The organism is Frankia sp. QA3 (genome assembly GCF_000262465.1).
GTDB lineage: Bacteria > Actinomycetota > Actinomycetes > Frankiales > Frankiaceae > Frankia.
This window is the reverse complement of the sequence record NZ_CM001489.1, coordinates 2,373,778-2,400,355: the sequence shown is the minus strand read 5'-3', so window position 1 is coordinate 2,400,355 and position 26,578 is coordinate 2,373,778. Positions and strand designations below refer to the sequence as shown.

Sequence of the window (26,578 nt, the reverse complement as noted above, 5' to 3'; positions counted from 1 at the left end):
CGCTCGATGACACCACCGAGCCCGGCGACATCAGAGAGCCGAGCGATCCCAGGGGGCCGAGTGATCACAAAACTGCTGGTCGCGAACCGGGGCGAGATCGCCGTCCGGATCATCCGGACCGCGCACGCGATGGACATCGCCACGGTCGCGGTCTTCTCCGACCCCGACGCGGGCGCCCCGTTCGTCGCCGCGGCCGACGAGGCCGTCCGGCTGCCCGGGGCGACGCCGGCCGAGACGTACCTGCGTGGCGACCTGGTGATCGACGCCGCGCTGCGGACGGGGGCCGACGCCGTCCATCCCGGCTACGGCTTCCTGTCCGAGAACGCGGACTTCGCGCGGGCGTGCGCGGACGCGGGGATCGTGTTCGTCGGACCGCCTCCGCAGGCCATCGAGGCGATGGGGTCGAAGACCCGGGCGAAGGAACTGATGGGCGCGGCCGGCGTGCCGGTCCTGCCCGGTCTGATCGTCGACGACGAGCTGCTCGCCGAGCCCGACCGGCTGGCGAAGGCCGCGGCCGAGCTGGACTTCCCCGTGCTGGTCAAGGCCGTCCACGGCGGGGGTGGGCGCGGGATGCGCATCGTGCGCGACGCCCGCGCGCTCGCCGACGCCGTGGCGGGTGCGCGGCGCGAGGCGGCCTCGGCGTTCGGCGACGGCACGGTGTTCCTGGAGCACTACGTTTCCCGTCCCCGCCACGTCGAGGTGCAGGTCTTCGCCGACGCCCACGGCGACGTGGTGCACCTGTTCGAACGGGAGTGCTCGATCCAGCGGCGCTACCAGAAGATCATCGAGGAGGCGCCGTCCGTCGCGGTCGACGAACACCTGCGGGAGCGCCTCGGCTCCGCCGCCGTCGCGGCCGCCGCGGCGATCGGCTACGTCGGTGCCGGCACCGTCGAGTTCGTACTCGACCGCGGCGGGCGGTTCTTCTTCCTCGAGGTGAACACCCGGCTGCAGGTCGAGCACCCGGTGACCGAGCTGGTGACCGGGCTCGACCTCGTCCGGGCGCAGCTGCTGGTCGCGCAGGGCGCGCCGCTGCCGGCCGAGCTGCGCCACGCCCGCATCACCGGCCACGCCGTCGAGGCCCGGCTGTACGCCGAGGACGTGCCCGCCGGATTCCTCCCGGCGACCGGGACGATCCACCGCTTCGACGTGCCCGCGTCCGACGGCGTTCGGGTCGACAGCGGGGTCGCGGACGGGTCGGTCGTCGGCGTCCACTACGACCCGATGCTCGCCAAGGTCATCGCGCACGGCGCGACGCGGGACGAGGCGATCCGCCGGCTCGCCCGCGCGCTGGCCGGCACCCGCGTGCACGGGGTGACCACCAACCGGGAGCTGCTCGTCGCCGTTCTGCGCGACGAGGCGTTCCGCTCCGGCGACATCGACACCGGTTACCTCGACCGGCACGACGCGGTCGCGATGGGTTCGCCCGTGACGTCTGCCGACGTCCTCGCGACCCACCTGGTGGCGGCCGCGCTCACCGCGGCGGCCGAGCGCCGGGCGAACGGGATCCTCCCGAGCGCGCCCCCCGGCTGGCGCAACGTCCCGACCTCCCCGCAGCAGGCCGCCTTCACGCTGTCCGGCCCGGGATCATCGCAACGCGGCGCCGGGCGCCAGGTGGAGGTGTCGTACCGCTGGCGCGCGGACCGGGTCGACGTCACCGTCGACGGCCGGGCACGGGACGTGGTGGTGCACCGCCTCGACGGCGAACAGGCCGATCTCACCGTGGACGGCGTTCGCTCGACGGTCCGGGTGCACCGCGTCGGGCCGGAGGTCTACCTGGACGGTCGCGGTGGGTCGACGGTGGCCCGGGAGACACCCCGGTTCGTCGAGCCGGGCGCACGCGCCGCGGCGGGATCGCTGACCGCGCCGATGCCGGGAACCGTGGTCCGGGTCGCCGTCGAGCGGGGTGCGGCCGTGACCGCCGGAGAGGTCGTGCTCGTTCTGGAGGCGATGAAGATGGAACACGCGGTGACCGCACCGCACGACGGCGTCCTGCGCGCGCTGGACGTGCGTATCGGCCAGACCGTCGACGGCGGGCATGTCCTCGCCGTCATCACACCGGGCGACACGCCGACCGGTGCCGAGGAGCAGGCCGTCGCCGTCGCGGGGACGGCGCGATGACGTCGCCCGCGGTCACCTACCGGCGCGACGGCCGGGTCGCGTGGCTGACCATCGACCGGCCGCAGGCCCGCAACACGCTCTCCGCCGAGATCCGCCGGGGCCTGTGGGACGGTCTCGCCAGGTTCAACACCGATCCGGCCGCGGCCGTTCTCGTGCTCACCGCCGCGGGCGATCGGGCGTTCTGCGCCGGGGGCGACCTGAAGGAGATGGCGACCCAGGCACTGGGGGTACCGCCACCGGACTACGTGCCCCAGCCCGGCCGGAACATCGAGGTCGACAAGCCCGTCGTCGCCGCCGTCAACGGCGTCGCCTACGCCGGCGGATTCCTCCTGACGCAGTGCTGCGACCTGGTCGTCGCCGCCGAGCATGCCAGCTTCGCGATCACCGAGGTCAAGGTCGGCCGCGGGGCGCCCTGGGCCGCGCCGCTGCCCTACCTGCTGCCGCCCCGGATCGCGATGCAGATGCTGCTCACCGGCGAGCCGTTGACCGCCCGGCGCGCCTACGAGCTCGGCCTCGTCAACGAGGTCGTCCCGGGAGCCGACCTCGCCGGTCGGGCGCGGGAACTCGCCGAGACGATCGCGGCCAACGCGCCGCTGTCGGTGCGGGCCGCGAAGCGAACCGTCGGTCTGCTCGCCCAGCTTCCCCTGTCCGAGGCGTACCGCGAGGCGGAGCGGATCTGGGAGCCGGTGTATCTCAGCGCCGACGCCCAGGAGGGGCCGCGGGCGTTCAGCGAGAAGCGCCGGCCGGTCTGGAGCGGGCGCTGATGGCCGCCGACCAGCCGATGCGGCGTGCGGTCCGCATCGCCAACTGCTCGGGCTTCTACGGCGACCGGGTCGACGCCGCGCGGCTCATGGTCGACGGCGGCCCGATCGACGTGCTCACCGGCGACTATCTCGCCGAGCTGACGATGCTGATCCTGTGGAAGGCCCGCCGGCGCGACCCCGGTGCGGGCTACGCGCGGACGTTCCTCGTCCAGCTCGAACAGATCCTCGGCACGTGCCTGGACCGGGGGATCCGCATCGTCGTCAACGCGGGCGGCCTCAACCCCGCGGGCCTGGCCGAACAGGTCACCAAGGTCGCCGCCGGGCTCGGCCTGTCACCTCGGGTCGCCCACGTCACCGGAGATGACCTGACGGACCGGATCGGGTCGTTGCGGGCCGCCGGCGAGTCCTTCACGCACCTGGATACCGGGCGTCCGTTCGCCGAGCTGGCCGCGAGCGGGGTGGAGCCGGTGACCGCGAACGCCTACCTCGGCGGCTGGGGCATCGCCGCCGCGCTGGACGCGGGCGCGGACGTCGTCGTCACCCCTCGGGTGACCGACGCGTCCCTCGTCGTCGGCCCGGCGGCCTGGTGGCACGGCTGGGCGCGCACCGACTGGGACCGGCTCGCCGGCGCGGTCGCGGCCGGCCACGTCATCGAGTGCGGACCGCAGGCCTGCGGCGGGAACTACTCGTTCCTGGCGGAGATCACCGACCGGCGGTATCCGGGGTTCCCGATCACCGAGGTCGCCGCCGACGGCTCGGCCGTCATCACCAAGCACGCCGACACCGGCGGACTGGTGTCCGTCGGTACGGTCACCGCCCAGCTGCTCTACGAGATCGCCGAGCCCGCCTACCCGAACCCCGACGTGGTCGCACACTTCGACACGGTGAGCCTGACCCAGGCCGGTCCGCACCGGGTGCGGATCTCCGGCACCCGGGGAAGCCCCCCGCCGGGCACGTTGAAGGTCGCGATGAACTACCTCGGCGGCTACCGCAACACGATGACGCTGGTGCTGACCGGTCTCGACATCGAGGCGAAGGCCGCCTGGGCCCGCCGGGAGCTGTTCGACCTGCTCGGCGGCGAGAACGCGTTCGACGCCGTCGACGTGCGCCTGCTGCGGTTCGACCATCCCGACGCCGACGACAACGCCCTGGCGACGGCGCACCTGCGGATCACGGTGAAGGACCGTGATCCGAAGCGGGTGGGCCGGGCGTTCTCGGACGCGACGATGGCGCTGGCCCTGGGCGGGTACGCCGGCTTCCACACGACGACCCCGCCGACCGCCGAGAGCGCGTACGGCGTGTACTGGCCGACGCTCGTCGGGCGGGACGCGGTGGAGCAGCGCGTCATCCTCGACGACGGCCGCGGGATCGCCATCCCGCACAGCCCGGCCACCCCGGCGCCTTCTGCGTGGACGTCGCCGGTGACGCCATCCCCGAGTGCTCCGCCGTCCCCGAGTGCTCCGCCGTCCCCGGGTGCTCCGGGTGGCACGGTACGGGTCCCGCTGGGTCTGCTGGTGGGCGCCCGCTCCGGGGACAAGGGCGGCAACGCCAACGTCGGTGTCTGGGCCCGCGACGCCGAGACCTACGCCTGGCTCGCCGCCGAGCTGACCGCGCGGCGCTTCGCCGAGCTGGTGCCGGAGGCCCGGGGGCTGGAGGTTCGGCGCTACGAGCTCGCGAACCTGCGGGCGGTGAACTTCGTCGTCGTCGGCCTGCTCGGCGAGGGGGTCGCCTCGGCGACCCGTCCCGACCCGCAGGCGAAGGGGCTTGCCGAGTACGTGCGTTCGCGCCACGTCGAGGTGCCCGTCGGGCTCGTGGAGGTACGCGGGTGAATCCCCTTCAGGTCCCGTTCCGCTTACGTAACGGGGTTCTGTTCGTCATGCGGTCCTCCCTCAGGGAATCAGGTGGCTGACATCGTGAACGAGTTGCATCATTTTGTGGCGGGCAAGCCGCTGCCCGGAACATCCGGCCGATTCGGCGACGTGTTCGATCCGAACACCGGTCGGGTCCAGGCCCGCGTCCCGCTGGCGTCGCAGGCCGAGGTCGACGCCGTCATCACCGATGCGGCCGCGGCCCAGCTCGAGTGGGCGCGGTGGAATCCGCAGCGCCGGGCGCGGGTGTTGATGCGCTTTGTGGACCTGGTCCGCGCCGAGCAGGAAAGCCTGGCCCGGCTGCTGTCGTCCGAACACGGTAAGACGATCGCCGACGCGGTCGGCGACATCGAACGGGGCCTGGAGGTGGTCGAGTTCGCGATCGGCATTCCGCATCTGCTCAAGGGCGATTTCTCGGCGAGCGCGGGCACCGGGATCGACGTCTATTCGATGCGCCAGCCGCTCGGCGTGGTTGCCGGGATCACCCCGTTCAACTTCCCGGCGATGATCCCGTTGTGGAAGGCCGCCCCGGCCATCGCCTGCGGCAATGCGTTCGTTCTCAAGCCGTCCGAGCGCGACCCGTCGGTGCCGCTGCGGCTGGCGGAGCTCTTCGCCGACGCCGGCCTGCCGCCGGGGGTGCTCAACGTGGTGAACGGCGACAAGGTGGCCGTGGACGCGCTGCTCACCGACCCGCGGATCCAGGCGATCGGGTTCGTCGGTTCGTCGGCGATCGCCGAGTACATCTACGCCACGGCGGCGGCGCACGGCAAGCGCGCGCAGTGCTTCGGCGGCGCGAAGAACCACCTGATCGTGATGCCGGACGCCGACCTCGACCAGGTCGTCGACGCCCTCGTCGGAGCCGGTTACGGGTCCGCGGGACAGCGGTGCATGGCCATCTCGGTGGCGGTCCCGGTCGGGGAGGCCACGGCGGACGCGCTCGTCGAACGGCTCGCCGCGCGGGTGCGCGCCCTGAAGGTCGGCGCCTCGGACGACGCAGGCGTCGACTTCGGCCCGCTGGTCACCGCGGCCGCCGTCCAGCGGGTGCGCGATTATGTCCGCAGCGGTGTCGAGGAGGGCGCGGACCTGGTCGTCGACGGTCGCGAGCACGTCGTTGCCGGCCATGAGGGCGGCTTCTTCCTCGGCGGCACGCTGTTCGACCATGTCACCCCGGACATGCGCATCTACCGGGAGGAGATCTTCGGCCCGGTGCTCACGGTGGTCCGCGCCCGGGACTACGCCGAGGCGCTGCGGCTGCCGAGCGAACACGAGTACGGCAACGGGGTCGCCATCTTCACCCGCGACGGTGACACCGCCCGAGATTTCACCAGCCGCGTCAACACCGGCATGGTCGGGGTGAACGTGCCGATCCCGGTCCCGATCGCCTATCACACCTTCGGCGGCTGGAAACGGTCCGGTTTCGGGGATCTCAACCAGCACGGTCCCGATGCGATCCGGTTCTACACGAAGACCAAGACCGTCACCTCTCGCTGGCCCGGTGGCACCAAAGAGGGCGCCAGCTTCGTCATCCCGACGATGAGCTGACGGCCCTCCGATGATCCTCACCGACACCCAGCACGCGCTGCGCGAAACCGCGGCCGCGTTCGCCGCCGAACACCTCGAACCGAACGCGCTGCGCTGGGACCAGACCAAGCACTTTCCCGTCGACGTGCTCCGCAAGGCCGCGCAGCTCGGCATGGGCGGAATCTGCGTCGCCGAGGACGTGGGCGGCAGCGGACTCGGTCGGCTCGACTCCGCGGTGATCTTCGAGGCGCTGGCGACGGGGTGCCCGTCGATAGCCGCCTATCTCTCCATTCACAACATGGTCACCTCGATGATCGACCGGTATGGCGACGCGGCGCAGCGCGCCCGCTTCGTCCCGGCGCTGTGTTCCATGGAGCACCTGGCCAGCTACTGCCTGACCGAACCGGGAGCAGGTTCCGACGCCGCCGCCCTGTCGACGCGGGCCCGGCGCGAGGGTGCCTCCTACATCCTCGACGGGGTCAAGCAGTTCATCTCCGGCGCCGGGGCCGCCGACATCTACGTGGTGCTCGCCCGCACGGGCGGTCCCGGTCCGAAGGGGATATCGGCGTTCGTCGTCGACCGGGCGACCCCGGGACTGTCCTTCGGCCCGAACGAGACGAAGATGGGCTGGAACGCCCAGCCGACCCGCCAGGTCATCCTCGACGGCGCGCGGATCCCGGCGGACCGCCGGCTCGGTCCCGAGGGCGGCGGGTTCGCCGTCGCGATGTCCGCGCTGGACGGTGGGCGGCTGAACATCTCGGCGTGTTCGCTCGGCGGGGCGCAGGCCGCGTTGGGCAAGGCGGTGCGGCACCTGCTGGAGCGGGAGGCGTTCGGCGCGAAGCTCGCCGACGCCCAGGCGTTGCGCTTCCGGCTGGCGGACATGCGCACCGGGTTGGAGGCCGCGCGCACCCTGCTGTGGCGCGCCGCGGCCGCGCTGGACGCCGGTGAGCGTGACGCCACCCCGCTGTGCGCGATGGCGAAACGCTTCGTGACCGACACCGGATTCGAGGTCGCGAACCAGGCCCTGCAACTGCACGGCGGCTACGGATATCTGAGCGAGTACGGCCTGGAGAAGATCGTCCGCGATCTGCGGGTCCACCAGATCCTGGAAGGAACGAACGAGATCATGCGGGTCATCGTGTCCCGTTCGATGCTGGCGGCGGCGCAATGACCGACGTGCTGGTCGCGGTTCAGGGTGGCCTGGGCCGGCTAACGCTGAACCGGCCCCGCGCCATCAACGCGCTGACCCATGGCATGGTGCGGACCATCACGGACGTGCTCGACGGCTGGGAGCACGACTCCCGGATCCGCGCTGTGCTGATCGAGGGCGCCGGGGACCGGGGACTGTGCGCCGGGGGTGACATCCGCGCGATCTACGACGACGCCCGGTCCGGGGGTACCGGTTCGCTGGACTTCTGGGCCGAGGAGTACCGGCTCAACGCGCGCATCCACCGGTACCCGAAGCCGTATGTGGCGTTCATGGACGGGCTGGTGATGGGCGGCGGGGTCGGGGTTTCCGCGCACGGCGCGCTGCGCGTCGTGACGGAACGTTCCCGCCTCGCCATGCCCGAGGTCGGTATCGGGTTCGTCCCGGACGTCGGCGGCACCTACCTGCTGTCCCGGGCGCCGGGTGAACTGGGCCTCCACGCCGCGCTCACGACCACCCAGCTCACCGGTGCCGACGCGATTCACTGTGGACTCGCCGACCATTTCGTGCCCAGCCACCGGCTCGATGCCCTGGCCGATGCCCTGGGCCGCGGCGGGCGGGACGGCGACGAGCCGGCGAGCGTCGTGGCGGCGTTCGCCGAACCGGCCCCGGCGAGCGATCTCGCCGCCCAGGCCGGGTGGATCGACGCCTGCTACGCCGCGCCGACGGTCGAGGAGATCCTGGTTCGGCTCGGCGAGGGTGGGCAGGAGGCCGCGTCCACGGCCAAGGAGATCGGGTGCAAGTCCCCGACCGCGCTCAAGGTCACCCTGCGCGCGCTGCGGCTCGCCGCCGGGCTGCCGACCCTCGAGGCGGCGCTCGACCAGGAGTTCCGGGTCTCCAGCGCCTGCCTGCACTCGCCCGACCTGGCGGAGGGCATCCGGGCGCAGATCATCGACAAGGACCGCAACCCGCACTGGTCTCCGCGCAGGCCGGCGGACGTCGGCGACGGCCTCGTCGCCGACTTCTTCGCGCCGCTCGGTGAACACGAGCTCGGACTTGGACTCACCGAGTGGGGAGCACACCGGTGAGCGCCGACGAGGTCGACGAGGTCGACGAGAAGGTCGACATCACCGAACTCGCCGACCGGAGAATCGCCTTCCTCGGCCTGGGCAACATGGGCCGGCCCATGGCGGTCAACCTCGTGCGGGCCGGCGCGTCGGTGACCGGGTTCGACCCGGTGCCGGAGGCGGTCGCGCGGGCCGCGAGTGCCGCCGTCGGCACCGCCGCGAGCGCCGCCGACGCCGCCCGGGGCGCCGAGATCGTCATCACCATGCTGCCCAGCGGCCGCCACGTCCTGGACTGCTACCGGGAGATCCTCCCCGCGGTCGGGCCGGGAACCCTGTTCATCGACTGCTCCACCATCGACGTCGCCGACGCGCGGGCCGCCGCCGCCATGGTGATCGAGGCGGGAGGCCGCGGCATCGACGCGCCGGTCTCCGGCGGCGTGGTCGGCGCCGAGGCGGCGACTCTGACGTTCATGGTCGGGGGGGACCCGGCGTCCGCCGCCTCGGCCGAACCGCTGCTGCGCGCGATGGGCTCACGGGCGATCCACTGCGGAGCGTCCGGGGCCGGTCAGGCCGCCAAGATCTGCAACAACATGATCCTCGGCATTTCGATGATCGCGGTGAGCGAGGCGTTCGTCCTCGGTGAACGTCTCGGCCTCACCGACCAGGCCCTGTTCGACGTCGCCTCCACCGCGTCCGGGCAGTGCTGGGCCCTGACGACCAACTGTCCCGTCCCCGGGCCGGTGCCGACCAGCCCCGCCAACCGGGCCTACGGCGGCGGCTTCGCCTCCGGTCTGATGCTCAAGGATCTCCGGCTCGCCCGGTCGGCCGCCGACGCCGAAGGGGTGCGGACGCTGCTGGGGCGCACCGCCGCCGAGATCTACGCGGACTTCGTCCGCGCGGACGGTCCGGGACGGGACTTCTCGGCCGTCATCACCGCCATCCGCGAGGGCGCCGTGGGCGCCCGCCACGACGAGGAAACCGCAGATGACTAACGCGAACGGCGCCGCTGGAACCGTCGACGCCGGAGCCACCGGCGTGGAGGCAACCACCGGCGTGCCCGAGAGCAACGGTTACGAGACCATCGCCGTCGATCGGCCCCGTCCCCGCGTCGCCCTGATCACCCTCAACCGGCCGAAGGCGCTGAACGCCCTCAACCTCCGAGTGATGGGGGAGGTCATCGCGGCCGCGGCGGAGCTGGACCGTGACCCGTCGGTCGGGGCGATCGTCCTCACCGGTTCGGCGAAGGCGTTCGCCGCCGGGGCGGACATCAAGGAGATGCAGCCGAAGAGCTTCAGCGACGTCTACGCGGCCGACTGGTTCGCCGGCTGGGACGCCCTGACCAGGGTGCGTACTCCGCTGATCGCCGCGGTCGCCGGGTACGCGCTGGGTGGCGGCTGCGAACTGGCGATGATGTGCGACGTGCTGCTCGCCGCGGACACCGCGAAGTTCGGCCAGCCGGAGATCACCCTCGGGGTGATTCCCGGCATGGGGGGCTCGCAGCGGCTGACCCGCGCGGTGGGCAAGGCGAAGGCGATGGACCTGTGCCTGACCGGCCGCATGATGGACGCCGACGAGGCCGAGCGCGCCGGGCTCGTCTCGCGGATCGTTCCCGCCGCGGACCTGTTGGACGAGGCCCTGGCGGTGGCCGGGAAGATCGCCGCAGTGTCGGCGCCGGCGGCGGTGATGGTCACGGAGGCGGTCGACCGCGCCTTCGAGACAACGCTCACCGAGGGCATCCTGTTCGAGCGCCGCCTGTTCCATTCCACCTTCGCGACCGCCGACCAGAAGGAGGGTATGGCCGCGTTCGTCGAGAAGCGGCCACCGGTCTTCCGCAACGTCTGACGCCCGCGTGTTGCCGATGGGCGCGCATCCCCGGAGCGGCCCTGTGCGTCGGGGCCGTCGTGCTGGCCGCCTCCGGGGGTCGTGGGAGAGGTGATCGCGGCGTTCTCTGCGCTGACGGCGACGACGGTCGTGGCCGGGATCGGCGCTGAGGGTGTCGCTGGCCTCCCTCGGCGGCCAGTTCGCCGGCTCGGCCTTCGACGAAAGCAGGCCCACCCTGAGAACCTGACCATTGCTGGCCCCGGACACTCCCACCCCGGTCGCGGGATGAGACGGTGCCTGGGCGGCGCAGCGGCGAGCGCCCCGTGGCGGCGGAGAGGATGGGCATGGTGGCCAAGGATGGCGAGGCCGGCACGGACGGGCCGGCGGCGGAGCAGCCGACCGGCGTGACCGGCACGGCGGACACTGCGCGGGCGTCCGGTGACGGGGATGACGACGCCCGGTTGCGGGTGGGGGCGCCGGCGTCGGCGGCGGCGGGGCTGGCGGGGGTGGGGCACGCGCTGGGGCAGGCGTGGGAGCGGATGGGGCCGCGCCGGGCGGTGCGGACGTTGCGGCTGGTCAACCAGGATCACGGGTTCGACTGTCCGGGCTGCGCCTGGCCGGAGCCGGCGCCGGGGGAGCGGTCGGTGGTCGAGTTCTGCGAGAACGGCGCGAAGGCGGTGGCGGAGGAGGCGACGCGTAGCCGGGTGACGCGGGAGTTCTTCGCCGCGCATCCGGTGTCCGACCTCGCCGGCCGCTCGGGCCACTGGCTGGGTAGCCGGGGGCGGATCGTGGAGCCGGTGTACCGGGCGCCGGGTGCGGATCATTACGTCCCGGTTGGCTGGGAGGAGGCGTTCGGGATCGTCGCCGCCGAGCTGGCGGCACTCGACAGCCCGGACGAGGCAGCGTTCTACACGTCGGGGCGCACCAGCAACGAGGCGGCGTTCGTGTGGCAGTTGTTCGCGCGGATGTTCGGGACGAACAACCTGCCGGACTGTTCGAACATGTGTCATGAGTCGTCGGGGGCGGCGTTGACGTCGACGATCGGGGTGGGTAAGGGGTCGGTGACGTTGGCGGATCTGGAGTCGGCGGATCTGGTGCTGGTGGTGGGTCAGAATCCGGGGACGAATCATCCGCGGATGCTCAGCTCGTTGGAGCGGGTGAAGCGGGCCGGGGGCAGCATCGTCGCGGTGAACCCGTTGCCGGAGGCGGGGCTGCTGCGTTTCCGTAATCCGCAGCATGCGCGGGGGGTTTTGGGGCGTGGCACGGCGTTGGCCGACCAGTTCCTGCAGATCCGTCTCAACGGTGACATGGCGCTGTTCCAGGCGTTGTCGCGGCGGCTGTTGGCGGCGGAGGACGCGGCTCCGGGCACGGTGCTCGATCATGCTTTCCTGGCTGAGCACACCACCGGTTTCGCGGAGTTCGCCGCGCATGTTCGTGGCCATCTGTCCGAGGCGGACATCGCCGCGGCGACGGGGCTCGCCGCCGCCGAGATCGACGAGCTGGCCCGCCGGGTGCTGGCCGCGGAGCGGGTGGTGGTGTGCTGGGCGATGGGTCTGACCCAGCATGCGAACGCGGTCGCGACGATCCAGGAGGTGGTGAACTTCCTGCTGTTGCGGGGGAACATCGGCCGGCCGGGGGCGGGAGTGTGTCCGGTGCGTGGCCATTCCAACGTTCAGGGTGATCGCACGATGGGGATCTGGGAGAAGATGCCCGACGCGTTCCTCGACGCGCTCGGTGCCGAGTTCGACTTCGCTCCGCCGCGTGCGCATGGCCATGACGTGGTGGAGACGATCCGGGCGATGCGCGACGGCCGGGTGAAGGTGTTCCTCGGCCTGGGTGGGAACTTCGTCGCCGCCACCCCCGACTCGGCGGTGACCGAGGCGGCGATGCGCGCCTGCCGGCTGACGGTGCAGGTGTCGACGACGCTGAACCGCTCGCATGCGGTGACGGGCCGGGCGGCGCTGATCCTGCCGACGCTGGGGCGCACCGAGGTTGACGTGCGGGCCGGCGGGCCGCAGCAGGTCAGCGTCGAGGACTCGATGGGCATGGTGCACGCCTCCCGCGGCACGCTCGCCCCGGCCGGGGTGGACCTGCGCTCGGAGGTCGCGATCGTCTGTGGCCTCGCCGAGGCCACCCTCGCCCACCGGGCGGCCCGCCCGGCGCCGGTCGGGACGGCGACCGCGGTGGGCGGCGGGTCGGTGGACTGGGCGGGGCTGGCCGCGGACTACCGGCGCATCCGCGGCCACATCGCCCGCGTCGTGCCCGGCTTCGACGACTACGACGCCCGGCTCGCCGCACCCGGCGGCTTCCGGCTTCCGCATCCGCCGCGCGACAGCCGCACCTTCCCGACGCCGGACGGGCGGGCGGCGTTCACCGCGAACGTCTGCGAGGTGCTGCGCGTGCCGGCGGGGCACCTGCTGTTGCAGACCGTGCGCTCGCATGACCAGTACAACACGACGATCTATGGGATGGACGACCGTTACCGCGGGGTCCGCCGGGGGCGGCGCGTCGTGTTCGTCCACCCGGACGACCTCGCCGCGCTCGGGCTCGCCGACGGCGCGCACGTCGATCTGGTCGGCGTCTGGACGGACGGGGAACGGCGGGCGGAGAACTTCCGGGCGGTGGCGTACCCGACCGCGCGGGGCTGCGCCGCCGCCTACTTCCCGGAGACCAACGTGCTGGTCCCGCTGGACTCCACCGCCGCCCGCAGCAACACCCCGACATCGAAGTCGCTGGTCATCCGGCTGGAGCCACATGTCGACGCGCCCGGGACAGACGCGCCCGGGACAGACGCGCGGACCGGGCGCTGAAGCCGGCCTGGGCCAGGCCCCGGCCGGTCGAACGCCGGGCCGCGCCCGGCGCGGGGCCGATGCGCGCGATCGGGTGAGATCATCATGTCGTGCGGTCAAGATCGAATCGGATCGGCGGATGCAACGGATCCGACCGGGATTTCTTCGCCGACGATCTCTTCGAGGCGATCCTGGCGTCGCTCCACGACCCCGGCGACACCGCCGGCCGGGCCCTCGCACGCGGCTTCACGTGGCGGCGTACCGCCGAACTCACCGCCGCCGTCTACCGGCGGGTCGCCGAGCTTCCATAGGGCGACGGCCAGCAGGAAACCGCCGACCAGGGCGAATCCCGCCAGACCGGACAGTACGAGATCGGGCGGCCCGGGAGCCTCGGCCGCCCACGCGGTCCGCAGCCGGTCCACCGTCGTGAGGGGCGCGAGCGCGGGATTCCTCCACGCCAGTTCACGGCTGATCATCACCACGGTGAGCATGACGAGCGCCGCGACGAGCACGACCGTCGGCAGCCCCCGCCGTCCCAGCGGGAGCGACCAGCAGGAGAACGCGACGACGAACGCGAGCACCGGCAGCATCGGCAGCAGGTAACGGGCGAACGCCGCGCCGCCGGCGGCCGCGTATCCCACCAGCGTGGCGACGACGAGCAGGCAGTGCACGGCAAGCAGGATCCAGATGATGCTCTCGGCCAGCCGAGCACCCGGCTGACGCGGCTCCGGCTCCGGCTCCGGCGGGCTGCTCTCCCGCGTCCCACCGCCGGACACCCCACCGCCGGACACCCCACCGCCGGACACCCCACCGCCGGACACCCCACCGCCGGACACCCCACCGCCGGACACCCCACCGCCGGACACCTGGGCACCGATCGCCCGGGAGCCCGGGGCCCGGGCGGCCAGGATCCGTGCGGTCAGACCCCGTACCACCGCAGCCACCACACCCGCACCGGCGACGATCGCGAACCCGACGGCGATCTTCTCGGTGTAGCCAGTCAGTAGGGAGACACGACCAAAGAAGCCGCGATAGACGTTCCACCAGAAATCGGGGTCGCGCGCCACCTGCTGGGCCGACAGCCGCGGCCCTCGAATCGGAAGCATGGCGGAGATCCGGCCGAAGGCGGTGGGATCGCCGTACCGGTGCATGTTGCGCAGGTAGAACCAGCCGGTCGCGGCGAAAGTCAGCGCGGTGAGCCCACCGGCCACGGCCAAGGCACGGCCGGCTCGCCGGGCCGAGCGGCCGGCTGTATGCGCCGCGACGGCGACACCGACGGCCGGAACGACGGCCAGGAACGCCACCGCCCCGCTCGCCCGGCTGGCCGCGGCGGCCGGGCCGAGCACCGCGAGCGCCAGTAACGTTCGCGGCCCCGGTCCCCGGCGCGCGATCGCGACGGTCACCGCGAGCAGACCGGTGATGGTCGCCACGGCCATCGTGTCGTTGTAGACCTGCCCGGACGGGAACACGAACAGGCCGACAACGCCGGTGATCGCCGCCGCGCCGACCGCGACGGCCGGTCGCCTCGGCAGCACGCCCCGGACCAGGGCCGACGTCGCGATCAGGACGGTCACCCCGAGCGCCACGTTGATTCCTCGGGCGGCACGGAAACCGGCCAGCGGGTGATCCAACGCGATGCCCGCCCGAAGCGGGACGGCCTCGACCGCGTAGAACAACGGCGGATGGTTCGCGGTGTAGACAAGATCGAAGTTCGTCAGCGGCCGGCGGAGCCGCTGCCCGCAAAGGCGGTCGGCGCGCGTGTTCACCGCGGCCCGGGTCTGCCGGGGTGATGCGCGGCAGTCGGCCGGCAGCCCCGGCATGCCCGGGATGAGGGAGCGCACGGGTGAGTCCAGCACGGGCAACGATCCGTCGGCCACGTCAAGCGCGTACGCGGTGTGCTGCGCTTCGTCGGCGCTGATGAAGGGCGGCATGACCACGGCGACCAGCAGCCCGAGCGATGAGAAGATCATCCCGGCCGCAGCCACTCCCACCACCAGCCACCGGTGCCCGGATCGATTACCCGGCCCGGAACCGACTCGGTCTGCGACCTTCAACTATCACACCCCAACGCGGGTCGGCCGAGGAGACATCGGCCGCGCTCGGCCTGGCGGCTACCGTAGCGCCTGCCGCGCCACGGCTATCTGGCGGATCGGACTTGCAGTGCGTCGACGAGACCGACGACACCAAGGACCGCGGCCAATCCGACGGGCCCGATAATCGCGGCCGGGCTGTTGCGCGGAGTCACGGCATGACGCGCCCTACCCAACGGCTGATCAGATCGGCCGGCTCCTGGCCGTGGGACAGCGCCCGAGTGAAGAACCGTCGGGCCGCGGCCAGATGCAACAGTGCCCCCGCAGGCGGTTAGTCGCGTCTCGACCTGACCAGACGGCCGAGCTGCCGGCGCAGGCCGACGGGATGAGCCGGCAGCCGAAGCGCAGCGGTGGACCGAAGACCACGAGAGAGACCCGAGGAGCTCCGGGCGCCCGCAAGAGCCAATTGTTAGCCTGAAAAAGAAAGTCGAGAACCGGCCTCTTTCCGTGGCGCATAAACGCCGTGACGTCGAGCGCAACGAACAAGATCGCGATGGTGTTGGTAGTCACCACCTCGCGTTACATGTGGATCTACCGCCCAGTCTTCGGTGGCCGGAACATCTTTCGGCGACCCAGGGTAAGGACTGTACACGGTCAATTTCCATTCGTCCACTTTCCCGGCCATATCTAGAACGTCAAAGGCGCTGGCGCCGGCCGGTAGGGAACCGACCGGGAAAGAATGTCCTTGGTAAATTGAGACCCGTAGAACAGCGCATCGCCGTGCAGCTCGAAGAAGTAGAAGCCGATGAGGGCGCCATCGTCGTCGCGCGCGGCGAAGAAACGCTCGGGATTCTTCACGGGTAGGCCGTCGCTACTGTAGAAGTCGTAGGGTGGGTCGTAACGCCAGGTGTCGTGCTCGCGGAACATGGCGTCGTCCGCTGGTTCTATCCGCATCGCTTGTGCCCGTCCCGAACGCCGGTCCCATTCCGGCAGCGCGATTCTCCCATGACCTGGGTGGCCGGACGCCGCGGTGGATGCGGCCCTGCCGCGTCCGGTGGCGCCGGGTTCCACCGCGCTCGGCACCGGCAGGCACGGCTCAGCTGTCCCGACGTCAACGGCGGCGGCCGTCGGGGTCGGTGAGCCCGACGATTTTGGCGAGAAAGCGGTCGAGCTGTTCGACGGCCGGCGGCCAGGGCAGGTCGGGTTCGTTGATGCGCTGCGTCAACATTCCGTTCACGGCGGTCCGGAGGTCGATCGCGACGGTGGTCGCGTCGTCGGGCGGCGCGATTCCGGCGTCCATGCAACGCTGCACCGCCGCCGTGGTGCGCGCGATGAGTACCTCCTTGAACGGCATTCCATGCAGCCGGCTGACCTTGCTCTCGTGTAGCACCTTGTAGAGGCCGGGGTGTTCTCGCGCCCACGCGGCCTGCGCCAGGATGCGTGCGCGTAGCCGGGCCGCCGGGTCCTCGTGCGCGGCGTCGGCCTCGTCGCCCGTGCGGACCAGCTCCTCGTGACAGCGCCGCATGGCCGCCAGCACGAGCGCGTCGCGGTCGGGAAAGTACAGGTAGACCGATGTGGCCGCGATCGACACCGCGCGCGCCACGGCACGCAGGGACAGGGCTTCGTCGTCGGCGAGCTGATCGAGCATCCGTACGGCGGCAGAAACGATCTCCTCGCGCAACCGTTCGCCCTGCCCGCGCGCGTTGGGCCGGCGACGGGCGGCGGCGCTCGGGTCCGGCGTGGGGAGCGGGGTCGGGGTCGTGTCCATCGCCGGGCCATCGTAACCGGACACCTTTTACGCTACGGTTGTAGCGCTACACACGTCCATCAAGGAAAGGCGCCAACATGACCATGACCTCCGACACCGGCAGGGACGTCATGACCGTCCCACCTGGTTCCCTCGACCGTGATGTGCTGACCGCGCTGGACCCGGTGTTCGGCCAGATGGCCGCCGCCACCGAGAGGCATGTTTGGGCGCTCCCCCAGCTGACCGGACGCGAGAAGATCTTCCTGTGTGTCGTCGCGGACGTCTGCCAACCGAGCCTCGGGATCCCCTTCGAGACGCACGTACGGGCGGGCCTGGCGGGTGGGGTGTCCACGGCGGACATCCGCGCGCTGCTGCGCCTGATCTCCTACGACAGCCGGTATCCAGCGGCGATGGCCGCGTTCGATCGGCTAGCCGAGATCGAGACGGCGGCGGGCCTGCCCCGCCCGGACGCCGAACCGCTGCCCGCCGAACTGGTGGAGACTGGCCCCGGCGCGGCGCCGACGCCCCTACCCGAGCCGATCCGCGCCATGCTGCGCGAGTTGGACCCGCACTTCGCGGAGCACTTCGATCTGCAGTCACGGATGCGCACCGGCACCGGCCCCGGCACGCTCGCCATTCGGGAGCGGGCATTCGCGACCATGAGCATCGACGTGCATTACCAGACGCTGGAGGAGACGTTCCAGCTGCACGTCGGTCGAGCCCTGGGCTCCGGCGCGTCCCACGAGGACCTACGGGCCGTCCTGCGCTTCAACGCTCAGTTCGGGGTGACGAGGGCCTGGCGCGCATGGAAGGCGTTGAACGCGTATCTCGCCACACTCGACCCGGCGAGCTGAGCCCGGCCGAGCCCGGTGGGAGAACCACCGGATCGAAGCCGACCACAGCAGGCTCCAGGCCAGGGGTGCCGGGAGTAGCGTGTAGCCGTGGCGCCAACCGCGAAGACGCCGTCAGAGCGGGACGGACTGGCGTCACTCGCGCGGCTGGAGACTGCTTTGTCGGCGTTGATCCGGTGGAGCGAGAGCAAGCACATCCGGCTTGAGGTGGCGCGGCGGTCAGGCTGTGATGTCTCGCCGAGCGAGATGCGGCTGCTGGAGCATTTCGATCTTTCCGGCCCGATGCGGGTGAGTGACATCGCCGAGTGCATGCACATCGACATCTCGACCGTATCGCTTCAGCTTCGCCAGCTCCGACGCAAGCTGCTGGTCGACCAGAGCAAGGATCCGCGCGACCGCCGGGTCTCACTGATCACCATTACCGACGACGGACGTGATGCCGTGCGGCGCACCCGGCGCGCCCGCTGCGAGCTGCTGGAGAAGGTCTTCGTCCAGGTCGAGCCGGACGAGCTGGAGCAGGCGGCCGCGGTGCTGCTGCGTGTCCAGGAGCACATGTTGCAGGGCATGGCCGACTTCATGCGCTCCCGGGACTGACGCCCGCGCGTCCGACGGTCGTCGCGCTCGCGGGTCCGACCGTCTTCCTCCGTCGGGGTTGCGCGATCGTCAGGGCAGATGGTTTTATTCATCAAAGCAGTTGGAAAACCCGGTGTACGCCACCTGTCGCGCTACGCGGAAGTGATCGTAAAGGAAGCGCTGATGCCGCCGCCTCGACCCGGCCCGCTGCCGGGGGCCGTGCGCCGTTGCGAGGTCACCGAGGCGCGGGCGCAGGACGGGCCCACCGGCCCCACGCCACCATCCACGATCCGCCAGACCGAGTTGGTCAAGGAGACGCAGTGAAGACCGTTGTGGTTCAGGGCGGTACCGACGGCATCGGCCGGGAGGTCGCTCTCCTTCATCTCCGCCGTGGCGACACTGTTCTCATCGTCGGCCGGACCGCGTCGAAGGGGGAGGCCTTCCTGCGCGCCGCGCGCGACCTCGATGCCGGCGAGCGGGCGTTCTTCGTGGCGGCGGACCTGAGCCTCATAAGCGAGAACAGGAGGGTCCTCGAGCAGATCACGTCGCTGTTTCCGGTGGTGGACGTCCTAGTGATGTGCGCGCGGCACTGCCTGTCGACCCGGCGGGAGACGCCGGAGGGGCTGGAGGAGACCTTCGCACTGTTCTACCTCAGCCGCTTTCTGTTCAGCCACGGGCTCGTCGACCGGCTGGAGAAGTCCGCGAACCCGATCGTGTTCAACGTGGCCGGGCCGGGTGACCGGCAGGTGGTCCGCTGGCACGATCTCCAGTACACCCAGGACTACCACGGTGCCGCGGCGCTCGGGTACAACGGCCGGCTGGTCGACCTGCTCGCCGTCTCCTGCGCCGACCGGTACGCGGCGGCCGGGATCCGCCAGGTCATGTTCCATCCGGGTGTCGTGTCGACCAGCTTCTCCGGGGAGTACGACGAGCAGACTGCGGCCCAGGTGGAGCTGCTCAAGCTGGCCGGGAAGTCGCTGGCCGAGAGCCTCGCGCAGCTGGTTCCCTGCCTGGACAACCCGCCGCCGGAGCCGCTGAGCGCGTTCGTGGAGGGCCGCCGGATCCAGCTGCATCCCAGCCTGTTCGACGCCGACGACGCGAAGCGTCTCCACGACATCACCGAGAAACTGCTGGCGCGCTGACAACGCTCGCCTGATCTCGCCCGGGCGGTCTGGTCAGCCGTTGGGCAGGGCGCGCCATGCTGTGACTCCGTGCAACGCACCAGCCCCGACTTCTCCCGTATCCGACACGGCTGGTGACATTACGTGTAGGCCATCGCTCGTTGTGTCCGGACCAGCCCTGGAGTTAACGTGGAGGAAGCCTGGCTTAATTTTGGATGAATCCGCGTGTGCGACTCTGTGGTATGCAGCCAGGTGGTGATCCCAAGGCCGATATCGTCAGGATAGCCGCGTCGATCGACGACATCCCCACCATAGAGGAAACCGACGCGATGCTGGAAGTGCTACGCAAGCTTCCCCGCACCGCAGACACGGTCAAGCTGATCGACGACCTGCTGGGGATCCGATCGCTACTCGACGCGACGTGCTGAGAACGCGCGCCGAGTAGCGAACGAAAGCTGGGTGGCGCACCGGCTTCTCCAGGGTGCGCCGAGGTCTGCTGGACCTGACCTCGGACGGCTACTGCTGGGAGCCGAACGGCTGGCCCTGCTGGCCACCCTGGCCACCCTGGCCACCCTGGCCACCGCCGAAACGCTCGCCGGACACTCCGCCCTGGCCACCGCCGACGCCCACCAGCTCCCGCAGGCGGTTCTCGACGTACCGCTCGCTGTGGTGCGTCTTGTCCGCAATCCGCGCGACGAGGTCCTCGATGTCCGTCGCGGCATCGAGGTCCGCCGCACTGACCTGATTGAACTGGTCAAGGATGCGGTAGCGGAGCTGCCGCCAGTTCTGGCGAAGCTGCTGCTCCACCTGCTGGCGCTGCTGCTGCTGCTCCTGCTGGGCCATCTTGTGATCCCTTCTCGGTGGTCATTCTCCGAACGCACTGAAGATGCGGGAGGGACGCTACCCCAGCCAGTTCGGGCAGTGCCAAACCGAGATCGAATTCGAATGTATACACCCAGCCCAGGGCATCTGACATCCAACGACCCGCAGCGACCCGGACGCGTGTCCCCGCCGGGAATCAAAGCGGAAACACGGCCATAAAGAGAGGAAGTTGTAGCCGTTGCGTTCGTAGCGCAGGGTCAACCGGCGACGGCCACCGAGCCGGGCGATCGTCCGTTCGATCTTCCACCGGTGCCGGCCGAGATATGCCGGGAGCGGATCGCGGGGATACCGGCGACCAGCGGCAGGAGGGTCTGACTGTCGGGCAGGTTCGCCGCCGAGACCGCCACGACCAGCGGCAGGCCGGCCGCGCCGGTCAGGTCAGGACGGGACGGGAATCTTCGAGCCGGGTTTGCCGCGCCGGATATGTACCCGCCACGGCCACACGAGGCACGCTCCAAAGACGGCGTGCGGCGCAGGGGAGATCCTCCCGGGCCGACGGTACCGCCGTACGCGGCGCGCCGTCGCTTCGCGAGGAGGTTGCCCGTCCACAGCGGACGATCAAGGAGAAGGAGAGTGCCCACTCCTTTCCACTCTTAACGTATAGCACGTTGGGGGGCTTGCGGCAAGACCCGGGTCGTGCCGCAGAATCGCTGGCCGAGGCCAGAAGCTGCGGAAAAGGGGAGTCACGGAATGCGGGTGTTGTCGTCGACGATGGGGTCGCGCGGGGTCACGAGCCTCAGATCGGAACTGATACCGTGAACCCCCTGACTACCAGCGCGTTTGACCTGCCCGACCACCTCGGTCCCAAGGCCGACCCGGCGCTGATCGCCGGCGACGAGCGGCACTTCGCGGCCATCGCGGAGAGCCTCGAGCAGTCGATCGCCGAGCTGTCCGGCCGCCTCGATGCCGAGCGCAGGGCGCCCGGCGGCATAGGCCAGCAGGCGTTGGACCGGGACCTGGAGATCCACCGGCTGACCGCTCGCCTGCGCGCCCTGCGTCGCTTCGGTCTGGACCTGTGCCTCGGGCACATCGTCCGCGAGGACAGCCCCGCGCCCGTGTACGTCGGACGACTTGGCCTCGCGGACAGCGCGGGTCGTCGGCTGCTGCTCGACTGGCGCTCTCCCGCGGCCGAGCCGTTCTTCGGAGCGACCCACGCCAACCCGATGGGTCTGGCCAGCCGCCGCAGGTATCGCTGGACCCGCGGGCGGATCAGCGACTACTGGGACGAGGTGTTCACCCCGGACGGGTTTGACGGGCACGCCGCGCTCGACGACCAGTCCGCCTTCATCGCCAGCCTGGGCGGCAACCGGTCGACCCGGATGCGAGACGTGCTCGGCACCATCCAGGCCGACCAGGACGCCATCATCCGCGCGGGATCCCACGGCGCTCTCGTCGTCGACGGCGGTCCGGGTACGGGCAAGACCGTCGTCGCTCTGCACCGCTCCGCCTACCTGCTCTACTCCGACCCTCGCCTCGGTCACCGCCGGGGCGGCGTGCTGTTCGTCGGTCCGCACCAGCCCTACCTGACCTACGTCGCCGACGTCATCCCCAGCCTCGGCGAGGAGGGCGTGCAGACCTGCACCCTGCGGGACCTCGTCGCCGAGGGAGCCGCGGCAGCGATCGAGACCGACCCGCACGTGGCCCGCCTGAAGTCGTCCGCGAACCTGGTGAAGGCGATCGAGACGGCCGTCAGGTTCTACGAGGAGCCGCCCACGAAGCCGATGACGGTCACGACCCACTGGAACGACATCTCCCTGAGCGCCGACGACTGGGCCGAGGCGTTCGACGCACCGGCGCCCGGTACCGCGCACAACGAGGCGCGCGAGGAGGTCTGGGCGGAGCTGCTCACGATCCTGCTGGACTCCCACGACGGCGATGCCCCGGCTGACCTGCTCCGAAGGTCGCTGCTGCGCAACAGGGAGCTGCGCGCGGCCTTCAACCGGGCGTGGCCGCTGCTCGAAGCGGCCGACCTCGTCGCAGACCTGTGGTCGGTACCCGCCTACCTGCGCAAGTGCGCTCCCTGGCTCAGCCCCGACGAGGTCGCGCGGCTCCAGCGCCCGGACGCCCGGGCCTGGACGGTGTCCGACCTGCCGCTGCTGGACGCGGCACGGCAGCGGCTCGGCGACCCGGAGGCGTCACGACGTCAGCGTCGGCATGACGCCCGTGTCGCCGCCGACCGTGAGCACATGGCCAGGGTCGTGGATAACCTCAGCGCGGCCGCCGACGACGAGTACGGTGCGGGCCTGGTGACGATGCTGCGCGGCGAGGACTTCAAAGACGCCCTGGTCGACAAGACCGGGCAGCCCGGCATCAATGCTGACCTGCTCGCCGGCCCGTTCGCGCACATCGTCGTGGACGAGGCGCAGGAACTGACCGACGCGCAGTGGCAGATGCTGCTGCTGCGCTGCCCGTCGCGGAGCTTCACCATCGTCGGGGACCGCGCCCAGGCCAGGCACGGGTTCACCGAGTCGTGGTCGGAACGGCTCTCCCGGATCGGGTTCGACCGGATCACCCTCGCCTCGCTGAGCATCAACTACCGGACGCCAGAAGAGGTCATGGCGCAAGCCGAGCCGGTCATCCGGGCCGTGCTCCCGGACGCCAACGTGCCGACCTCCATCCGCAGCAGCGGCGTCCCCGTCGTGCACGGATCCGCTTCGGAGCTGGGCTCGATCCTCGACACCTGGCTCGCCGCGCAGGCCGACGGGATCGCCTGCGTCATCGGCACTGGTGACATCGAAGACGCAACGTTCCGGGCGACGTCCCGCGTCCGGTCGCTGACCCCGGAGCTGTCGAAGGGGCTCGAGTTCGACCTGGTCGTCCTCATCGACCCGGAGGCGTTCGGCGACGGCATCGAAGGAGCGGTCGACCGCTATGTCGCGATGACCCGAGCGACCCAGCAACTCGTCATCCTCACGAGCTCCTGACGTCGGCCAGGACAACGTGATCGCCGGCTGCGACGACCAGGCAGGCCCATGCCGGCGCCGAGGCCGCTCACACCCCGGACGGCCTGACGGCCTACGAGATTCCCCTCCACGCGAACGACGACTACCTCACCGCCTGGAACATCCTCGCCATCCTGCGCGCCCTGACCGCCGGCCCCCACTACTACTCCAGCGACAGCGTCAGCACCGTGATGGGCATGACCCTCGTCCGCGTGGACCCCACGACCGTGGAGCCGGCTGCCTACGCGTCAGATCGTCCTCACCGGGTCTGACGCATCCGGCCGGTTCCTTGATCGGGCAGGCTGGGTGGAGGCGTCGCCGGCACGTCCGGCCAGCCGTTCCGGTCTCGGAGTTCACCGGATTCCGGTTCCCACCTGAGGTGAGCGTGCCGGCGGTCCGCTGGTAGAGATCTTTAAAGGCTGGGGTGGTTCAGGCCGGCGATAGCCGCCGAGCAGCCCGGCCGGTGCGGGCATGCCCCGGGTACTGGGTCCACCGGCCGGCGACCTTGACGTAGGCCTCGTCGACGAACCACCTGTCTCCCGGCGAGTGCCGGCACGGCCGGGCGGTGCCGATGAGCAGCGGGGTGAAACGCTGCATCCACCGATACACCGCCACATGGTCGACTTCGATGCCACGTTCGACGAGAAGCTCCTCGACCTCCCGGTACGAGAGGGCGAGCCGCAGATACCACCGGTGCGCTGCTGAGTCTCGACCAGGCCGAGCCGACCCTGTTCCTCGATCAGGCGGCGGGAAGCACCCGGCCGCACAGGTTCTCATCGACGACGGTGAACGCGGTTCCCGTGTCGTTGGCCTGGACGAAGGACCAGCAGGTGGTCTGTTTGCCGAGGCCGTTCTTGACATCGATCGGCGGCTGGACCAATCCGCCGGCGTCGTAGCTGGTCACCGAGCGCAGGGCGTCGACGAAGCCTTTCCGGGTCGGGCAGGGGCCGGCGAGCTGCAGCCCCTTGAGGAACAGGTCGGTGTTGATGTAGGCGATCAGGGCCAGTTCCTGTTCGGGGTGCTGGACCTGCGGTGCGTAGCGGGTCATCGCGGCGGTGTAGCTGGCGATCGCGGGGCCGCCGGCCTCGAACGGCCGGTAGAACACCGGGACGACGACCCCGGCCATCGCGGGACCGGCTTCGCGTAGCAGGTGGTTGTCGTAACCGCTGACCGACATGATCACTTTCATGTTCTTGCCGGCGGCGCGCAGAGCGGTGAGCACCGGGGGGAGGGCGACGCCGGCATCGACGACGGCGAGCAGAGTGTCGGCGCCGGAAGAGATGATCTTCTGGGCGGTCGCGGCCGGGATGTCCACGTTGGACGTGTAGGGGACCTCGGCCACGGTGGGGATCCCGACGGCCTGCATGCTCTGCACCAGCTTGGCGCCGGTGTTCCCGACCTCGGCGGCCAGCGCGGTCCGCAGCAGCGCGGCCCTGGTCCCGCCGCGGGACTTCACGAACTGGCCGTAGGTGTCGACGGCGTCGCCGGTGGTGTAGGAGAAGGAGAACATGTTCCGGTATCTCGGCCAGGCGTCGCCGACGGCCAGGCCGCTCACCGGAACGCTCCGGTCGGCGAGGTACTGGGCACTTGCGCCCGCGGCCAGGGAGTACTCCAGGAGGCCGAAGTCGTGCTTGTCCTCGATCAACTTTCGTGCACCCAGCGCGTTCGCCGCGGGGGTGCCCGAGTCGTCCTGCCAGTCGTAGACGACCTTGCGGCCGTTGATTCCGCCGCTGGCGTTGGCCAGGCCGAGACGGGCGTCGATCCCGGCCCGCGTGACGGCCAGTGAGGCGGAGCTCGGCCCGGTGTCGGAGTAAAGCAGGCCAAGCCTGATCTCCTGCGGGGTCACCCCCGGAGTGGTGCAGCGGACGGCCGTGGTGGACGGAGTCGTCCCGGGCGAGCAGGCGCTCGCTCCGGCGGCCAGCGCTAGGACGGCCGCGGCGGTACCTAGCGATAAGTGACGACGCATATCTGGATACTCCAGAAGAACGGGCAGGGACGGAGACGCCGACGCGAGCCGGGGTTCCTCGCTCGCCAAGGACGAGAGCGCGAACATTTTCATACAGGCAGCAAAAGTAATTTACTTGGTATGAACTGAAACATTTTGCTGACGACAGGACCCTACCGAAAGGTGGGGGAGACGGACGGGTCGGCCTCCAGGACGGAGAGGCATGAGGGCTCTTCCCTGACCTCCGGGTGGGGAAGAGTGGCGGGCGGCGAACCCGTTGCGGGCCGGCCGATCCGGGTCCCACCCCGGATGACCTGGGCTTCCTACTGATTATAGGAAATATGTCCGAAATGTGTGATTCTGGGGAATGTCCGCGCGGGCCGGGTGCCGCTGATCGTTCCCCCTGTACCGGTTCCCGCCTCGCCGGGAAGGGCCGGGTAATCGACCGCGGCGAGCCGCCGTTCATCCTCGGCTGGGACATCGGCGGCGTGGTCGACGAGGCGCCGCAGACGTGGCGGTTCAGGCCCGGCGACGAGGTGTTCGGGATGCCGCTGTTCCCGCGGGTGGCGAGCGCGTACGCCGAGGTCGTGTCGGCGCCGGCGTTGCACCTGGCACGCAGGCCGGCGTCGCTCTCGCACGTCGAGGCGTCGGCGCTGCCGGTCGTCGGGCTGACGGCGTGGCAGGGCCTCGTCGACCTCGGCGGCGTGACCGAGGGCGACCGCGTCCTGCTCCACGGCGGTGGTGGCGGGGTCGGCCACGTCGCGATCCAGATCGCGAAAGCGCTCGGGGCGCATGTGATCGCGACCGCCAGCGGGAGCAAGCGGAAGTTCGTCGAGGGGTTCGGCGGGGATGGTCGGATCGTTGTCGGCGTAGACGACCCTGGTGTCCGCGGCGATCGCCTGGGCCACCTCGTGCAGGTTGGGTGAGGTGGGGATCCCGGTTCCCTGCTCCCGTTTCGGTCACTGCAACCAACCCCCTCACACCCGGATGATTCCCGTTAATCACCCTGGGCGCAGCAGCTTCCACGGATCCACAAGGCGTCACAATCCGGTTGCGGATCGGCTTAAAAACTCCAAACGGACACCCCGGGACAACGGGAGAGCAGTAACGCTGCCGCTGGTCGCCAGGGGTGCACTGACGACATGTAAGCCCGAACGGGCGGACAGTCGAACAGGCTGTCAGATCGCGGACGCGACCCGGTCGATGGGGTCGAAGCCGTGGTCCCATGAGGTGGACCCCAATGCCCTGACCTGGGAAAACGCCGCAATGTCAACGATGCCAGGCGGGACGCGCGGATTGCGCAGAGAGTCGCCTTGGACACGCATATCACCACATCGACACATCGGGGGTGGGTCCCGGTCATGCCAGACGGATCGTCGCGTACCGTTCTAA

21 protein-coding genes and 4 pseudogenes are annotated in these 26,578 nt (G+C 70.7%); 16 read left to right on the top strand and 9 right to left on the bottom strand.

Annotated features, from left to right (window positions below; all coding sequences use genetic code 11):
- Positions 1-6: 6 nt before the first annotated feature.
- The 9 genes from FRAQA3DRAFT_RS09825 (at position 7) to FRAQA3DRAFT_RS09785 (ending at position 13,116) form a co-directional block, all read left to right on the top strand.
- Positions 7-2,118, top strand: coding sequence for a biotin carboxylase N-terminal domain-containing protein (locus FRAQA3DRAFT_RS09825; protein ID WP_051054242.1), 2,112 nt, complete (start codon positions 7-9; stop codon positions 2,116-2,118).
- Positions 2,115-2,882 (top strand): enoyl-CoA hydratase-related protein, encoded by a 768-nt coding sequence (locus tag FRAQA3DRAFT_RS09820; RefSeq protein ID WP_009738904.1) that lies wholly within the window; start codon positions 2,115-2,117, stop codon positions 2,880-2,882. Before FRAQA3DRAFT_RS09825 ends, FRAQA3DRAFT_RS09820 begins: the two co-directional genes overlap by 4 nt.
- The gene (locus FRAQA3DRAFT_RS09815) at positions 2,882-4,711 is read left to right on the top strand and encodes an acyclic terpene utilization AtuA family protein (RefSeq protein ID WP_009738903.1); all 1,830 of its coding nucleotides are present in this window, start codon (positions 2,882-2,884) and stop codon (positions 4,709-4,711) included. Before FRAQA3DRAFT_RS09820 ends, FRAQA3DRAFT_RS09815 begins: the two co-directional genes overlap by 1 nt.
- Positions 4,712-4,792: 81 nt before the next feature.
- A complete protein-coding gene (locus tag FRAQA3DRAFT_RS09810) occupies positions 4,793-6,292 on the top strand; it encodes a CoA-acylating methylmalonate-semialdehyde dehydrogenase (RefSeq protein WP_035922670.1) in 1,500 nt (499 codons plus the stop codon).
- A 10-nt stretch (positions 6,293-6,302) separates the two neighbouring features.
- Positions 6,303-7,442 carry an acyl-CoA dehydrogenase family protein gene (locus FRAQA3DRAFT_RS09805; protein WP_009738901.1) on the top strand — a complete coding sequence of 380 codons (1,140 nt, stop codon included), beginning with the start codon at positions 6,303-6,305 and terminating at the stop codon, positions 7,440-7,442.
- The gene (locus tag FRAQA3DRAFT_RS09800) at positions 7,439-8,506 is read left to right on the top strand and encodes an enoyl-CoA hydratase/isomerase family protein (RefSeq protein WP_009738900.1); all 1,068 of its coding nucleotides are present in this window, start codon (positions 7,439-7,441) and stop codon (positions 8,504-8,506) included. The genes FRAQA3DRAFT_RS09805 and FRAQA3DRAFT_RS09800 overlap by 4 nt, the downstream gene beginning before the upstream one ends.
- 38 nt (positions 8,507-8,544) lie before the next feature.
- Positions 8,545-9,477, top strand: a complete 933-nt coding sequence (gene mmsB, locus FRAQA3DRAFT_RS09795) for a 3-hydroxyisobutyrate dehydrogenase (RefSeq protein WP_369809455.1) — start codon at positions 8,545-8,547, stop codon at positions 9,475-9,477.
- Positions 9,470-10,327 (top strand): enoyl-CoA hydratase, encoded by an 858-nt coding sequence (locus FRAQA3DRAFT_RS09790; protein ID WP_009738898.1) that lies wholly within the window; start codon positions 9,470-9,472, stop codon positions 10,325-10,327. The genes mmsB and FRAQA3DRAFT_RS09790 overlap by 8 nt, the downstream gene beginning before the upstream one ends.
- A 323-nt stretch (positions 10,328-10,650) precedes the next feature.
- Positions 10,651-13,116, top strand: a complete 2,466-nt coding sequence (locus FRAQA3DRAFT_RS09785; protein ID WP_009738897.1) for an FdhF/YdeP family oxidoreductase — start codon at positions 10,651-10,653, stop codon at positions 13,114-13,116.
- 95 nt (positions 13,117-13,211) lie between these two features.
- Here the strand turns inward: FRAQA3DRAFT_RS09785 and FRAQA3DRAFT_RS09780 are convergent, their stop codons facing one another.
- The 4 genes from FRAQA3DRAFT_RS09780 to FRAQA3DRAFT_RS09770 all read right to left on the bottom strand — a co-directional run bounded on the left by FRAQA3DRAFT_RS09780 (position 13,212) and on the right by FRAQA3DRAFT_RS09770 (position 16,893).
- Positions 13,212-15,086 carry a hypothetical protein gene (locus tag FRAQA3DRAFT_RS09780; RefSeq protein WP_232291992.1) on the bottom strand — a complete coding sequence of 625 codons (1,875 nt, stop codon included), beginning with the start codon at positions 15,084-15,086 and terminating at the stop codon, positions 13,212-13,214.
- A 508-nt stretch (positions 15,087-15,594) separates the two neighbouring features.
- On the bottom strand, positions 15,595-15,810 hold the full coding sequence (locus tag FRAQA3DRAFT_RS38610; protein WP_369809407.1) for an SUMF1/EgtB/PvdO family nonheme iron enzyme: 216 nt from the start codon (positions 15,808-15,810) through the stop codon (positions 15,595-15,597).
- A 2-nt stretch (positions 15,811-15,812) separates the two neighbouring features.
- Complete coding sequence (locus tag FRAQA3DRAFT_RS09775; RefSeq protein ID WP_232291991.1) at positions 15,813-16,079, bottom strand: hypothetical protein; 267 nt, start codon at positions 16,077-16,079, stop codon at positions 15,813-15,815.
- A gap of 157 nt (positions 16,080-16,236) precedes the next feature.
- Positions 16,237-16,893, bottom strand: a complete 657-nt coding sequence (locus FRAQA3DRAFT_RS09770) for a TetR/AcrR family transcriptional regulator (RefSeq protein WP_009738895.1) — start codon at positions 16,891-16,893, stop codon at positions 16,237-16,239.
- A gap of 77 nt (positions 16,894-16,970) precedes the next feature.
- On the opposite strand from FRAQA3DRAFT_RS09770, the gene FRAQA3DRAFT_RS09765 reads away from it, so the two are divergent.
- The 5 genes from FRAQA3DRAFT_RS09765 to FRAQA3DRAFT_RS09750 all read left to right on the top strand — a co-directional run bounded on the left by FRAQA3DRAFT_RS09765 (position 16,971) and on the right by FRAQA3DRAFT_RS09750 (position 19,845).
- Complete coding sequence (locus FRAQA3DRAFT_RS09765; protein ID WP_009738894.1) at positions 16,971-17,726, top strand: carboxymuconolactone decarboxylase family protein; 756 nt, start codon at positions 16,971-16,973, stop codon at positions 17,724-17,726.
- Positions 17,727-17,813: 87 nt separating this feature from the next.
- Entirely contained in the window at positions 17,814-18,317 is a 504-nt protein-coding gene (locus FRAQA3DRAFT_RS09760; RefSeq protein WP_009738893.1) for a MarR family winged helix-turn-helix transcriptional regulator, read from the top strand.
- Positions 18,318-18,479: 162 nt separating this feature from the next.
- A complete protein-coding gene (locus tag FRAQA3DRAFT_RS34840; RefSeq protein ID WP_009738892.1) occupies positions 18,480-18,620 on the top strand; it encodes a hypothetical protein in 141 nt (46 codons plus the stop codon).
- Positions 18,617-19,438, top strand: a complete 822-nt coding sequence (locus tag FRAQA3DRAFT_RS09755; RefSeq protein WP_009738891.1) for an SDR family NAD(P)-dependent oxidoreductase — start codon at positions 18,617-18,619, stop codon at positions 19,436-19,438. Before FRAQA3DRAFT_RS34840 ends, FRAQA3DRAFT_RS09755 begins: the two co-directional genes overlap by 4 nt.
- A gap of 194 nt (positions 19,439-19,632) precedes the next feature.
- Positions 19,633-19,845, top strand: a complete 213-nt coding sequence (locus FRAQA3DRAFT_RS09750; protein ID WP_009738890.1) for a hypothetical protein — start codon at positions 19,633-19,635, stop codon at positions 19,843-19,845.
- Between the two features lie 88 nt (positions 19,846-19,933).
- Here FRAQA3DRAFT_RS09750 and FRAQA3DRAFT_RS09745 read toward each other — a convergent pair whose 3' ends face one another.
- Both FRAQA3DRAFT_RS09745 and FRAQA3DRAFT_RS38605 read right to left on the bottom strand, forming a co-directional pair.
- Complete coding sequence (locus FRAQA3DRAFT_RS09745) at positions 19,934-20,260, bottom strand: hypothetical protein (RefSeq protein WP_009738889.1); 327 nt, start codon at positions 20,258-20,260, stop codon at positions 19,934-19,936.
- A gap of 57 nt (positions 20,261-20,317) precedes the next feature.
- Positions 20,318-20,722: pseudogene (locus FRAQA3DRAFT_RS38605) on the bottom strand (hypothetical protein); the annotation flags it as partial.
- A gap of 332 nt (positions 20,723-21,054) precedes the next feature.
- Here FRAQA3DRAFT_RS38605 and helR point away from each other — a divergent pair.
- Complete coding sequence (gene helR, locus FRAQA3DRAFT_RS09740; protein WP_009738888.1) at positions 21,055-23,223, top strand: RNA polymerase recycling motor ATPase HelR; 2,169 nt, start codon at positions 21,055-21,057, stop codon at positions 23,221-23,223.
- Positions 23,224-23,727: 504 nt separating this feature from the next.
- Here the strand turns inward: helR and FRAQA3DRAFT_RS32835 are convergent.
- Together FRAQA3DRAFT_RS32835 and FRAQA3DRAFT_RS09730 are read right to left on the bottom strand one after the other, a co-directional pair.
- Positions 23,728-23,925 (bottom strand): annotated as a pseudogene (locus FRAQA3DRAFT_RS32835) (IS6 family transposase); the annotation flags it as partial.
- A gap of 55 nt (positions 23,926-23,980) precedes the next feature.
- Positions 23,981-25,207, bottom strand: a complete 1,227-nt coding sequence (locus FRAQA3DRAFT_RS09730; protein WP_009738887.1) for an ABC transporter substrate-binding protein — start codon at positions 25,205-25,207, stop codon at positions 23,981-23,983.
- Positions 25,208-25,635: 428 nt separating this feature from the next.
- Between FRAQA3DRAFT_RS09730 and FRAQA3DRAFT_RS38600 the strand changes: the two are divergent.
- A pseudogene (locus FRAQA3DRAFT_RS38600) lies at positions 25,636-26,037 on the top strand (NADP-dependent oxidoreductase); the annotation flags it as partial.
- Here the strand turns inward: FRAQA3DRAFT_RS38600 and FRAQA3DRAFT_RS34085 are convergent.
- A pseudogene (locus FRAQA3DRAFT_RS34085) lies at positions 26,034-26,130 on the bottom strand (SAM-dependent methyltransferase); the annotation flags it as partial. The pseudogenes FRAQA3DRAFT_RS38600 and FRAQA3DRAFT_RS34085 overlap by 4 nt on opposite strands.
- Between the last annotated feature and the right edge of the window lie 448 nt (positions 26,131-26,578).